11 protein-coding genes and 1 riboswitch are annotated in these 12,177 nt (G+C 52.1%); of the genes, 7 read left to right on the top strand and 4 right to left on the bottom strand.

The genetic code is table 11. From position 1 onward, the window contains the following. Window positions 1-29: 29 nt before the first annotated feature. A riboswitch (TPP riboswitch) is annotated at window positions 30-127 on the bottom strand. A 222-nt stretch (window positions 128-349) separates the two neighbouring features. The 6 genes from K5I40_RS02525 to K5I40_RS02550 all read left to right on the top strand — a co-directional run bounded on the left by K5I40_RS02525 (window position 350) and on the right by K5I40_RS02550 (window position 6,287). After that, on the top strand, window positions 350-541 hold the full coding sequence (locus K5I40_RS02525) for a hypothetical protein (protein WP_223073766.1): 192 nt from the start codon (window positions 350-352) through the stop codon (window positions 539-541). 10 nt (window positions 542-551) lie between these two features. Next, window positions 552-1,919, top strand: a complete 1,368-nt coding sequence (locus K5I40_RS02530) for a PAAR domain-containing protein (RefSeq protein ID WP_251929497.1) — start codon at window positions 552-554, stop codon at window positions 1,917-1,919. Next, a complete protein-coding gene (locus K5I40_RS02535; protein WP_251929496.1) occupies window positions 1,916-2,308 on the top strand; it encodes a hypothetical protein in 393 nt (130 codons plus the stop codon). Before K5I40_RS02530 ends, K5I40_RS02535 begins: the two co-directional genes overlap by 4 nt. Before the next feature lie 408 nt (window positions 2,309-2,716). After that, window positions 2,717-3,178, top strand: coding sequence for a hypothetical protein (locus K5I40_RS02540; protein ID WP_223073765.1), 462 nt, complete (start codon window positions 2,717-2,719; stop codon window positions 3,176-3,178). Window positions 3,179-3,419: 241 nt separating this feature from the next. Further along, entirely contained in the window at window positions 3,420-4,802 is a 1,383-nt protein-coding gene (locus K5I40_RS02545; RefSeq protein WP_138369935.1) for a diaminobutyrate--2-oxoglutarate transaminase, read from the top strand. A gap of 18 nt (window positions 4,803-4,820) precedes the next feature. Then, window positions 4,821-6,287 (top strand): aspartate aminotransferase family protein, encoded by a 1,467-nt coding sequence (locus K5I40_RS02550; RefSeq protein ID WP_223073764.1) that lies wholly within the window; start codon window positions 4,821-4,823, stop codon window positions 6,285-6,287. Between the two features lie 61 nt (window positions 6,288-6,348). On the opposite strand, the gene K5I40_RS02555 is transcribed toward K5I40_RS02550, so the two are convergent. From K5I40_RS02555 to K5I40_RS02565, 3 genes are read right to left on the bottom strand one after another with little or no spacing between them, the layout of a single operon-like run. Continuing rightward, window positions 6,349-8,538 carry a polysaccharide biosynthesis tyrosine autokinase gene (locus K5I40_RS02555; RefSeq protein WP_223073763.1) on the bottom strand — a complete coding sequence of 730 codons (2,190 nt, stop codon included), beginning with the start codon at window positions 8,536-8,538 and terminating at the stop codon, window positions 6,349-6,351. Next, window positions 8,520-8,984, bottom strand: a complete 465-nt coding sequence (locus K5I40_RS02560) for a protein-tyrosine-phosphatase (RefSeq protein ID WP_039031091.1) — start codon at window positions 8,982-8,984, stop codon at window positions 8,520-8,522. Before K5I40_RS02560 ends, K5I40_RS02555 begins: the two co-directional genes overlap by 19 nt. Further along, window positions 8,984-10,123, bottom strand: a complete 1,140-nt coding sequence (locus tag K5I40_RS02565; RefSeq protein WP_223073762.1) for a polysaccharide export protein — start codon at window positions 10,121-10,123, stop codon at window positions 8,984-8,986. The genes K5I40_RS02560 and K5I40_RS02565 overlap by 1 nt, the downstream gene beginning before the upstream one ends. A gap of 497 nt (window positions 10,124-10,620) precedes the next feature. Here K5I40_RS02565 and K5I40_RS02570 point away from each other — a divergent pair, with 497 nt between their 5' ends. Beyond that, window positions 10,621-10,953: an RcnB family protein gene (locus tag K5I40_RS02570; protein WP_039031090.1), complete on the top strand. Its 333-nt coding sequence runs from the start codon at window positions 10,621-10,623 to the stop codon at window positions 10,951-10,953. 84 nt (window positions 10,954-11,037) lie between these two features. Here K5I40_RS02570 and apbC read toward each other — a convergent pair whose 3' ends face one another. Next, complete coding sequence (gene apbC, locus K5I40_RS02575) at window positions 11,038-12,147, bottom strand: iron-sulfur cluster carrier protein ApbC (protein WP_039031089.1); 1,110 nt, start codon at window positions 12,145-12,147, stop codon at window positions 11,038-11,040. Window positions 12,148-12,177: the final 30 nt, after the last annotated feature.

A 12,177-nucleotide genomic window follows, 5' to 3' on the forward strand; every position in this document is an offset into this window, starting at 1 on the left:
GCTCCTGCCTTGCGCGAAGAAGCGATAGCCCGGAGGGCATCTGACTTCCCTACGCTGGCATTATCCAGATCAGGTGGTACGGGTATTTCTCAGCCTTCAACGAAGAAGGGCACCCCGAGTCATTTACATCAAAACTGGCGATTAATGCTCTGCATTAATCCCAGTCAGGATCATGCCAGCAGGTAAACAGAGACACAACCCCTCTCATTAAAGCACTGTAGAAATGTGCTTTTATGGAAAACCTTCTGTTACGAAACGACGTTTTACTTAAGTCTCATACCTGTTGCGCAAGTGGTAATTGTTTGTAAAATGACCGCAGCAATTATTTCCATAAAAAGTAGAGGGACTTATGAAACAGTACAATAGCGATCTTACTCCTGAAATTCTGGCATCTTTTGATAAACCAGCGTTCATTGATGACCAAGTTGCCGGAATGAGCCAAGAATGGCAGGAAATCATTGCCAAACAGCAAACCGAACTCAAACAGCAAACCGAACTCAAACAGCATCACAAAATGTTGGCAGCAGAAACTGCTCACTGAGGGATCACTGATGGTAACGCAAAGAACACTTGCAAAGCTGGGTAATAAAACGAGGTACGGGCACATCGTTTCTGCCTCATCAACTATTTTTGATGAAGACCACAATCCATTGGTGAGGGCTGGTGATAAAGCATGGTGTGATGTTTGCAAAGATGCTTTTGAAATCAATGCAACCTATACAGGACTCCTCGAAGCGGGTTTCATCGCGGGTGATGGAGATCTGGTTTTATGCCACTGCAAAGATAACTTTGTGATCGCCATGTCCGGCTTCACTGGGGAACGTCATCCGGAAATCATGAGCGCTAAATCAGCAGTCGCTGCTGTTCCTTTGGTGCAACAAGCCCAGCAGGAACCAGAACAACACGCCCAGACAGCAAAGAAAAAAACAGGCACAGATGCAGGTTTCGCCGTTCTCCCCTACGGCGGTACTACAGAAGCCTGGCAACGTCTGCTATTTACAGGCACTCCGCCAGCAGGAGCAAAAGAGCTATTCGCTACGCTGAACGGCACAGACAAAAGCTATAAAGCCGGTTCGATTATGCTTCTGGTTGATCCTGATATGCAGGACTACGAACAAATCGCTCACATGAAAGCGGCAAAACAGCGCATTGATACCGCACTGGAATCGTTGACACACCAGGAAGCTAACTTCCTGCATAAGCATTACGCTACCATCACTAATTTCACCAGTTACGCTGATACTGGAATTGGCCTTGCCGCTGATCCTGTTGGGAAATACTTTGAGAATATCGAAAAAATTCTTAAAGAGATCCAGAATACATACAAGAATACCTACTTAACAAGAGGTGCGTTGATTGGTGAACAATTTTACGTGAGACGTAGCCAGTTATTTAAAGAACTTGAGTCCATACTCAAAGTCAGCTTTCTGAATAAGGCGATGAAATTCGGCGAGTATACCAAAATAAAAAACGCGCTCGGCCTCTCCAGCAGTTCTATTACCCACAAATGGAATGAAACGGGGATCAGTGACATTGAAGGTTATGCCACTCACATTGAACGAGCAGCTAAATACGTTAAAGCTATGAAATACACTGGCTACGTAGGTATTGGGTTCAGTGCGGTTCACTCAATGAATGAGATAAATGAGGCTTGCTCAATTGGTCGTGAAGCTGAATGCATCAGGAAGAAATACACTGAAATAGGCAGTTTCTCAGGGGAAGTTGGTGGCGGTATTTTAACAGGCTCTCTTACAGTTCCTCTGTGTATCGCCCTTGGCATTGGAACCGCTGGAACAGCAGGCCTGGCTTGTACACTTATCGCTGGTGGAGCTCTAGGTTTCGCTGGTGGTGCGGCTGGCAACTGGGGAGGAGAGAAAGTAGGTAATTCGCTCTATACACTGTTTGAGGAGGCTGAATGAAACCCTTTGATATATCTTTAATCATTTTACTGTCTTTATTTTTCCTATCTTTTTTATTCTATCTAATCTATGGTAAATTAACAGAAAGAAAATTTGATGCTATAGTCAAAAAATTTAAAAAACAGTTTGGGTATACACCCTTCTCAATGACAGTGGGGAAAACTGGTGGTTTTTTCTTTTGGGGTTATAAAGAGTCCTATTTGATTTGCGCATTGCTTTTCACGAATTTTCCAGCAACAAAAAAGACATTAACACAAGAGGAAATTAGTTTTTTTAAAAATTTAGACAAAACTGACATTTCATGGTTTTATATAAAATATTTTGCAATGGTTATTGGAACATTGTGCTTTATCGGTTTATTAATTATGTTTAAATTTATAGCTGAATAATTTTCTGAACAATCAGGGGTAGCAATGCCCCTGTAGTTCTATTATAAAGAAATCACCCAGGACCGATTATATCAATTACATACATTGCAGTAGAATAAATCGCGTGCTAAATGGAATGCTCTAACCTTTCTAAGTTCTAACGTTTCTCTCAGCACAACTCGGACATACATCCCTTAAACCATCCCGTAACTCGTGAGTAACCACTCACCAGGACAAATCTCAAGTTTTAAGCTATTCGTGCTAAATGTGATCTTCGTCAACCTGAGACAACGCCCCTTGCGTGATATTCAGCGCGCGCCACTGGTGCGTCTCTAATATAGACACCAGCAAAAGGTGGCCAGGCCAATAATAATTATCGAATCAACAACCGGGGAACAGACGATTTCCCCTTTCCTTTAAGGTTAATGTATGAAAAAGATTCTGTTGGTAGGTGTGATTGCCGCTTTGCTGGCGGGCTGTGTCTCTGAAGAGCAGCGCTTAGCGCAGTGTGAGGCCAAAGGCGTAAGCCGTGACGCCTGCTACATTGCCGACCAGAACCGTCAGGCCACCATCAATGCCGCAGCGGAAAAACAGGCGCTCGAGAATGCGCATGAAGCCGTACAGCATGGCCAGGCGGCGCCCGTTGCCGATCCGCTTCGTGAAGCCTCCTTCAGCGCCAACGGTATTAAAGCCAGCATCAATAACGGCTTCACCCAGGCCACCATCAACGGCAAGAAAGCCGTGGTGAAACGCTCAAATGCGAATTTCTACGAGGTGAAAGGCGCGGGTTATGTGCTGTCGATCTCACTGGATGCGAACGGCGTGACCGACGCTTCATGGAATAAAACCCATGGCCGCGATCACGGTATTCTGAACGTCGTCCAAAAGTAGTTCTAAAGCGTTCTAAAACGCCCCGCTTTTATACCCGAAGCCTCCCCCTGGAAACCTCAGGTGCCATGCGGGGTTACGCCCTACGCGCGTTGATTCAACGCGCGTAACAAACGATAAACAATTAACCATTGAGCCCCGGGCAAAAAGGCTCTATATTGGCCGCGATTTTTGATGCCCTTCTCATTTTCTTAATTAATTATTCAATCGGAGCCACGTGCTGAGCTGCGGTTGTAGGAGTGATATGATGACGGATAAAGTCCGTATTGATACTTTGAATGCCTCTTCTTTCAAAACCAACGAAACCTATCTGGCCCGTCAGGCCGAAATGGAATCCAATGTCAGGAGTTATCCGCGCAAGCTGCCTTTAGCTATTACTAAGGCGGACGGGGTGTGGATCACCGATGCGGATAACAAAGAGTATCTTGATTGCCTGGCCGGAGCGGGAACGCTGGCGCTGGGTCATAACCATCCTGATGTGCTGAAAAGCATCCAAAGTGTCATTACCAGCGGCTTGCCGTTACATACCCTGGATCTGACCACGCCGTTGAAAGACGCGTTTTCAGAATACCTGCTCTCTATGCTGCCAGGCCAGGGCAAAGAGTACTGCCTGCAGTTCACCGGCCCGTCCGGCGCAGATGCTGTAGAAGCCGCGCTGAAGCTGGCGAAAAAAGTGACCGGCCGCAGCGGCATTATCAGCTTCTCTGGCGCATACCACGGCATGACCCACGGTGCACTGTCCGTGACCGGCAACCTGTCTCCGAAAGAAGCGGTTGACGGCATGATGCCAGAAGTCCAGTTCATGCCTTACCCGCACCAGTACCGCTGTCCGCTGGGTATCGGTGGTGAAGCCGGTGTTAAAGCCCTGACCTACTACTTCGAAAACCTGATCAACGACGTTGAAAGCGGCGTGCGTAAACCTGCTGCCGTGATCCTGGAAGCAGTCCAGGGCGAAGGCGGCGTGAACCCGGCACCGGTTGAGTGGCTGCAGCGCATCCGTAAAGTGACCGAAGAGCACGGCATTCTGCTGATCCTCGACGAAGTTCAGGCTGGCTTTGCCCGTACCGGTAAATTCTTCGCCTTCGAACACGCGGGTATTCAGCCAGACATCGTTGTGATGTCCAAAGCTGTGGGTGGCGGTCTGCCGCTGGCCGTTCTCGGTATCAAAAAGCAGTTCGACGCCTGGTCTCCTGGCCACCACACCGGTACCTTCCGTGGTAACCAGCTGGCAATGGCCACCGGCCTCACCACCCTGCAGATCCTCAAAGAGCAGAACATCGCTGATAAAGTTGCCGCCCAGGGCGAATGGCTGAAAGCGAAGCTGGTTGAGCTGCAGAAACGCTATCCGGTTATTGGTCACGTGCGCGGTCTGGGCATGATGATCGGGATTGAGATCGTTAAGCCGCACGAAGCTGCCGACCACATGGGCTGCTTCCCGGGCGACGGCGAGCTGTCTGCATTGATCCAGAAGAAGTGCTTCGAAGCGGGCCTGATTCTGGAGCGTGGCGGTCGTAACGGTAACGTCGTGCGTCTGCTGCCTTCCCTGCTGATCAGCGATCAGGAGCTGAATGTGTTCCTGGATAAATTTGAGCAGGCGCTGCTTGCTGCGGGCGTTCGCCCAGTCTAACCGGAGACAATGGATACAATGTCAGATTTAAACCCGATTTTGTCGTCCTCGGCGCAAAGCATCGAAGCCTATCAGCAGGCCATCGAGCAGAGCACCCAGGCGGTCATGCAGTGGCTGAAACAGCCGGAAATGTACCAGGGTAAAACGGTCGCCGAACTGCGCGAACGTATTAACCTGGACTTCAGCCCGGAAGGGCTGGGCAACGAAACCGCTATCGAGCGCGCCGTTGAATATTTCCTGAAAGACAGCCTGGCGGTGCATCATCCGCAGTGTGTGGCGCATCTTCACTGCCCGAGCCTGGTGGTAAGCCAGGCGGCGGAAGTGATGATCAACGCCACTAACCAGAGCATGGACTCCTGGGATCAGAGCCCGTCTGCGACCATTATCGAGATAAAACTGATCGAGTGGCTGCGTACCCGCCTGGGTTATCAGGCGGGCGACGCGGGCGTTTTCACCAGCGGCGGCACCCAGAGCAACATGATGGGTCTGATGCTGGCGCGCGATGCCTTCTTCGCGCGTCAGGGCCACTCCGTCCAGCAGGATGGTCTGGTGGGCGATCTGCGTAAGATCCGTGTTCTCTGCTCCGACAGCGCACACTTCTCCGTACAGAAGAATATGGCGCTGATGGGTCTGGGCTACCAGTCCGTTATCCAGGTTAAAACTGACGAATGTTCGCGTATGGATCTGAACGATCTGGCCGCGAAAATTGAGCAGTGCAATGCCAACGGCGAACAGATTCTGGCGATCGTTGCCACTGCAGGTACCACGGACGCGGGCGCTATCGATCCGCTGCGTGCGATTGCAGAGCTGACGGCAAAGCAGAATATCTGGGTTCACGTCGATGCGGCATGGGGCGGCGCGCTGCTGATGTCCGAAAAGTATCGCGATTACCTCGACGGTATCGAGCTGGTGGATTCCGTGACTCTGGACTTCCACAAGCAGTTCTTCCAGACCATCAGCTGCGGCGCGTTCCTGCTGAAAGAGGCGCGTCACTATGAGCTGATGCGCTATCAGGCGGCGTACCTGAACTCTGAGTTTGACGAAGAGGCTGGCGTGCCAAACCTGGTATCCAAATCTCTGCAGACCACCCGTCGTTTCGACGCGCTGAAGCTGTGGATGAGTCTGGAAGCGCTGGGCGAGAAGAAATACGCGGAGATCATCGATCACGGTGTCACCATGGCGCAGCAGGTTGCCGCGTACGTAACCGAACAGCCGCTGCTGGAGCTGGTCATGCCGCCACAGCTGGCGAGCGTTCTGTTCCGCTTCCGTCCTGAGCATCAGCTGGATGACGCGGCCATCGCGCTGCTCAACCAGAAGATTGGCGATGCCCTGCTGGAATCCGGCCGCGCTAACGTCGGGGTTACCGAGCATAACGGTATCACCTGCCTGAAGCTGACCCTGCTGAACCCGGTTGTGACCCTGGAGGATGTTAAAGTCCTGCTGTCACTGGTGGAACGCACGGCGCGCGAGCTGCTGGCTAAGTAAGTTGTTCTATCCGGCGGCGCCCTGCCGCCGGATTTCTTTCCCTTCTTCACTGCTCTTAGCCCTATTTTTTCTCTGCGTCGTGTTGCGAGACGTAGCTGTAGGTGCCGTAACTCTCGCTGTAATAGTTGGCTGCAGACTTCACAACGTCATTCAGAATGGCACCTTTGATATTCACCCCCATCTGCTGCAAACGCCGTTGACTGATCAGCATCTCCCGCACGGTCGTGATGTTGTGGCGGGCGACCAGCAGCGTAGATGCCGCAATACTCCCCACTAATGCCGCGTCAGTCACCGCCAGGATCGGCGGCGTATCGACAATCACGATATCGTAATGCTCACTCGCCCAGGCCATAAATTCTCGGAAACGGCTGTGCATCAGCAGTTCAGACGGATTCGGCGGGTACTGACCGCAGGTCACCACGTCGAAATTGCCGCTGGTAAAGGTCTGGGCGGCCTGGGTGAAGGACACTTTGCCTGACAGGACGTCAGATAACCCCTTATCATTATTAAGCCCCAGAATGTTGTGCACGTAGCCTTTGCGCATATCCGCATCAACGAATAGCACCCGCTGATCCACCTGTGCCACCAGCGCCGCCAGCGACGTACTGACCAGGGTTTTACCGCAGTCCTGGCCCGGGCCGCTGAACATGAGAATGTTGTTCCCGGCATCCATCATGGCGAAATGCAGGCTGGTGCGTAATCCGCGCACCGCCTCGACAAAAATATCCAGCGGTTGGTCGACGGGCAAAAAGGGCACGCCTGAGGTTTTATGCCTGAAGCAGTAGCGGAAGAAATATCTCCCGCCTAAACGGGTTTTACTGTTTAACCATTCCGAGCGCGGTAAGGTGGCATAGACATTAATCCCTTCGCTTTCGAGCTGCTCCGGCGAGTTAATCCCCCGTCTCAGAGCGGATTTCGCCAGCACCAGGCCCACAGAAAGGAACGCGCCAAAAATTGTCATGAGCATGACAACAAGCGCCTTACGCGGCTTTATTGGAACCGGGTGGGTGGCCGCCTGGTCAATGATACGCACGTTGCCAATGGCGCTGGAGCGGGAGATGTTCAGCTCCTGCTGGCGCGTCAGCAGCTGAAGATAGACGGCGCGACCAGAATCCACGTCGCGGCTGAGGCGTACGATCTGCTGCTGGGTCGACGGCATCGCACTGACCCGTTTGTTCAGCCGCGCCCTTTCCTGCTCTAACGTCTGACGCTTCTCGCGCAGTGCGCGATAGGTCGGGTGATCTTTTTTATAGTGCTGCGACACTTCCGCTTCGCGGAAGGTTAACTCATTGAGCTGATTATCGACGTTAACGATCTGCTCCAGCACAGCTTTTGCCTCAAGCGTTAAATCCACCGAGTCGCGCTGTTTACGGTAGGTGTTCAGCCGCTCTTCTGCCAGCTCCAGTTCGCTGCGCACCTGCGGCAGCTGGCGCTGCAGAAAATCAAGACTTTGCGAATCCTGCGCCGCCTGGCGGGCAATGTTTTGTCTCAGATAGCTCTCGGCAATGTGGTTCAGAATGTTGGCGATCTGGTCGGGATTCGACCCCGTCATGCTCAGCGTGAGGATCCCACTCTCTTTCCCCTGCTCCGTCACGGTAAACTGGCGGCTCAGGGCGTTGATGGCTTCAAGCTGCGAACGCTGACTCACCCGAAAACGGGTTCCTGGCGGTGCCGACAACTCACGAACCTTAATCGTCACGCCCGCCTGTTGCACCAACGCCCCGACGCTCCCCTGCAGGTTAATCCCTTCCCCTTCAAGACGATATTTACCGTTGCTTTCAGCAGTGAGAGTCAGCGACATCGCTTTACCCGGCGTGGCGGGGAGCGTCAGACTGTCGAGCATCAGGGAGACGGCTGGCTGGCCGCTCAGCCTCGCCCAGCCCTCTCCTGCCAGAGGGAAGCGGATCGGGGTTATCTCATCACGCAGGCGCAACGCGTCCACGGTTTCGCCAAGGATCATGCGGGATTTCAGCAGCTGAATTTCAGCAGATGAGTCCTGAGTGAAAGTGGGCGATAGCTGATTTAACGATTTGAGCAGGCTGTTCTGCTGCTTCTCTTCAATTTGCACCAGGGCATCTGCAATATATACCGGCGATGCAAATAACGCATAGAGCACGCCGCTGAGCGCAAACAGTAACGTACAAATAAAAACAGACACGCGATGATCAATTAATTCTCCCAGAAGCCGCGCCAGATCCAGCTCATGACTATCAACAGAATAAGCCTGCGCATTTACGATTTTCGACGACATGTACGTAATCCCTTAACTGTAAGTCGGTTGGCCCATTCCTGACTTGCTTCGCCAAGCAGGCGAAAAACATACTCAAATGCTTCCATGCTTTTACCGTACGGATCGGGGATCTCCTGTTGCCTGAGCCATTGGCCGAACAGCAGGGTTTTGCCACGCATTTCCGGCGCAATAAGCGAAATACGGTTTATTTGCGCGGATTCCATAGCAAGGATTAGATCGTATTCCCGCATCATTACCGCCGTCAGTGGACGCGCAGCGTGATCCTCCAGCGAGATTCCATAGGTGCTGGCTATTTTCTGCGCATGACTGTCCGCCGGACGTCCGGCCAGACCGCAGATACCCGCCGAGGCGATGGTAAATGTGGGCAACTTTTGTTGCAAAAGCCGCTCGCCAATCGGAGAGCGACAAATGTTTCCCGTGCATACCACCAGAATTGACTGGATCATTATTCAGGCCACGACCTGATAAAGCGCACGGTTTCGGTCAGGTCATGCACGCCGCTGATGGTAGGCACCAGCTGCGTAATTACCCGATTCCAGCGTGAGACAGGGGCTGTGGTGACGTAGACGATATCGTAGGGCTGGAGCTGAAACTCAGTGCCGAGCACCATCGCCGACGCATCGCGGGCATTCAGCTGATAAATGTTCGCGATTTTACCGTCCTTACTGTTTTTGCCGGTGGAGCGGATGATGAAGATGCCGCTCGCATCAGCCATGTCCTGATTCATACCACCGGCATTTGCCAGGGCTTCTGCCAGCGTCATGCCGCTGCGATCCATCTTCAGGGTGCTCTGTTTAACCACTTCGCCCATCACAAAAACTTTCAGGGCGTCATTGCGCGGTACAAACAGGATATCGCCCGGCCACAGCAATCTGTTTTGCGTCAGATCGCCGTGCTGCATCAGGGCGTGCAGCGAAATTCGCGTGTCCTGGCCGTCATGCGTCAGCACCACGTTTCGCCAGTCTGCATCCGTCGAAAGGCCCCCCGCCGCGTTAATCGCATCCATGATGGTCAGGGGAATATTGGTAATTGGCTGCTGCCCGGATTTCACCACTTCGCCGGTGACATAGGCCTTTTGTGAACGAAACGCCGCAATGCTGACGTCGACCTGCGGGCTTTCAATGACTCTGTCCAGCCGAGCCGTGATCTCTTCGCGCACCTGGGCGAGGGTCTTTCCGGCGACATGGAGTTTGCCGACGTAGGGATAGAAGATCGTTCCGTCTGCGCCCACCCAGTTGCCGGTGTCGCTGGCGCTGCGATACTGACCGGCAGGCGTGGTGAGCTCGGGGTGATCCCAGACGGTGATCATTAGCACGTCCCCGGGGCCGATCCGGTATTCCCAACGTTTTAGCTGTTCATCGAGATTCGGATTTGCCTGAGATTTTACCTGGTTGGTGCGAAGCTGCTCAATCACTGAAGGCGTCAAAGGCCAGACGTCCACTTTCTTATCCAAATCAAGCGGGTTGTCTTTAACAGCAACGTTATTTTTTCCAGATATATTTATATGTTGGCCGGGCATAAGGGTGCAGCCCGATAATAATATTGCGCAAATAAAAGCTGCACTGTTGCGGAGTGGGATTGTCATTAATAATGGATGCTCTATTATATTCCGTTAATAGCCATATAACTTCCTTGTAGCTCACATTAAATTAGCCACATCATTAAAAATAAAATATCAATTACAATTAATCACTTACAGAAGAACCCGATAAAAGAAAAGCACCAACCATGTTGATAACTGTCTGGTATTATCTTTAAATAAGAGGAAAACCAAAAAACGCAAATTAACTAACACACATCATAAGTATTTCAGGGAAAGAATTATACAGTACAATAACGGCTATTATGCCCCTAAAGCGTCACTTTCAGATTTTATAAAATTAATAATACATTACACAAATTCGATTTAATGAAAAATTTGCGCCACAAATAATTAATTCGGCCCTGTTGGTGGCAAGGATGTGTTGATTTGTTACATTTTTTACCAGCTTAGCCAAACGGCAAAACATAAAATAGACTCTCTGTTGCTCAGCCACGAAACGGCAAAACAAGAGTAATGGCCACGGTAAATCTGGAGAAAAAATGACTAAAGGTAAAATTCTACTTCTGGGCGTATTGATGTCACTGGCGAGTGCAGCCTTTGCTGCCCCACAAGCCACAGCGGCGCCCTCTGGCATCCAGGCCTATGAGGAACAGGAGTTTGTAGCCGATTTTACGAAATACAAGATTGGTGATTTCGCCCCGGCGCAGTACCTGACACCTGAGTACACCATCAAGCAATATAACCTGCGTAATCTCCCTGCACCGGATGCAGGCACGCACTGGACCTATATGGGCGAGAACTACGTGCTGGTGGGCGATACTGACGGCAAGATCTACAAAGCCTATAACGGCGATATTTTCTACCACCGTTAACCGTTTGTTGTGCCGGGTGGCGAGGTAAAAGCAAAACGGTCACCTGAGGTGACCGTTTTTTGTGTTAGCACCCGCGCAAAAGCGTTACACCGCGCGGAATGAGATATCCGCAGGGATCACCTCACCCTGCCAGTAAAGCTGGGCGGCAACGCGATTCGCCAGCTGGCGATACATCTCCGTAAATTCACTTTCAGGACGGTTGACCACGGTCGGCTTACCGCTATCGAGATCTTCACGCAGCGTAATGTGCAGCGGCATCTGACCCAGCAGCTGGGTGTGATACTGCGCGGCCAGTTTTTCTGCCCCGCCGGTACCGAAGATGGCCTCATGATGACCGCAGTTGCTGCAGATATGCATGCTCATGTTTTCAACGATGCCCAGCACCGGCACGTCGACCTTCTCGAACATCACGATCCCTTTTTTGGCGTCGATCAGCGCGATATCCTGTGGCGTAGTCACGACCACCGCCCCGGTAACCGGGATGTTCTGCGCCAGCGTCAGCTGAATGTCACCGGTGCCCGGCGGCATATCCAGCACCAGATAATCGAGATCCGGCCACATCGTCTCCTGCAGCATCTGCATCAGCGCTTTGCTGGCCATCGGCCCGCGCCACACCATGGCATTATCGTCAGTGACCAGATAGCCAATCGAGTTAGTCGCCAGTCCGTACGCCATAATCGGCGCCATATGGGTCCCATCCGGCGAGGTCGGACGCTGATTTTCCGCGCCCAGCATGTTAGGAATTGACGGGCCGTAGATATCGGCATCGAGAATACCGACTTTCGCCCCTTCAGCGGCCAGCGCCAGCGCCAGGTTCACGGCGGTAGAGGACTTCCCTACCCCGCCCTTGCCGGAGCTGATCGCGATGATATTTTTCACGCCATTGATGCCCGGATGGTTTTTCACCCGTTTCAGCGTGGCGATGGTATGGGTCAATTTCCAGTCAATAGCCTTCGCCCCGGTGATACGCAGCAGCTCGGCGCTGGTTTGCTCTTTCAGCGTCTCGAACGCATGGTTCCAGACGAAAGGCATATGCAGCTCGACATGCAGAGTGTCATCCAGCCACGCCACGTGATGTAACGCTTTCAGCGTGGTGAGATTGTGCTTCAGGGTGGGGTGCTGAAAATTAGCCAGCGTCCCGGCGACCATTGCGCGCAAGGCTTCCGGTGATTTGGCCTGGGATTGAGAACTCATCCCGACTCCTTTTGTTTTTGTGGATAAGAC

It is taken from the genome of Leclercia sp. LTM14 (assembly GCF_023736175.1).
GTDB classification, from domain to species: domain Bacteria; phylum Pseudomonadota; class Gammaproteobacteria; order Enterobacterales; family Enterobacteriaceae; genus Enterobacter; species Enterobacter barmai.

Excerpts from the sequence above, each read along its gene's own strand:
- K5I40_RS02555 (WP_223073763.1), bottom strand. The coding sequence starts at position 8,538 with ATGTCGTCGAAAATCGTAAATGCGCAGGCTTATTCTGTTGATAGTCAT.
- K5I40_RS02560 (WP_039031091.1), bottom strand. The coding sequence starts at position 8,984 with ATGATCCAGTCAATTCTGGTGGTATGCACGGGAAACATTTGTCGCTCT.
- K5I40_RS02550 (WP_223073764.1), top strand. The coding sequence starts at position 4,821 with ATGTCAGATTTAAACCCGATTTTGTCGTCCTCGGCGCAAAGCATCGAA.
- K5I40_RS02525 (WP_223073766.1), top strand. The coding sequence starts at position 350 with ATGAAACAGTACAATAGCGATCTTACTCCTGAAATTCTGGCATCTTTT.
- K5I40_RS02565 (WP_223073762.1), bottom strand. The coding sequence starts at position 10,123 with ATGACAATCCCACTCCGCAACAGTGCAGCTTTTATTTGCGCAATATTA.
- K5I40_RS02570 (WP_039031090.1), top strand. The coding sequence starts at position 10,621 with ATGACTAAAGGTAAAATTCTACTTCTGGGCGTATTGATGTCACTGGCG.
- K5I40_RS02535 (WP_251929496.1), top strand. The coding sequence starts at position 1,916 with ATGAAACCCTTTGATATATCTTTAATCATTTTACTGTCTTTATTTTTC.
- K5I40_RS02545 (WP_138369935.1), top strand. The coding sequence starts at position 3,420 with ATGATGACGGATAAAGTCCGTATTGATACTTTGAATGCCTCTTCTTTC.
- K5I40_RS02530 (WP_251929497.1), top strand. The coding sequence starts at position 552 with ATGGTAACGCAAAGAACACTTGCAAAGCTGGGTAATAAAACGAGGTAC.
- apbC (WP_039031089.1), bottom strand. The coding sequence starts at position 12,147 with ATGAGTTCTCAATCCCAGGCCAAATCACCGGAAGCCTTGCGCGCAATG.
- K5I40_RS02540 (WP_223073765.1), top strand. The coding sequence starts at position 2,717 with ATGAAAAAGATTCTGTTGGTAGGTGTGATTGCCGCTTTGCTGGCGGGC.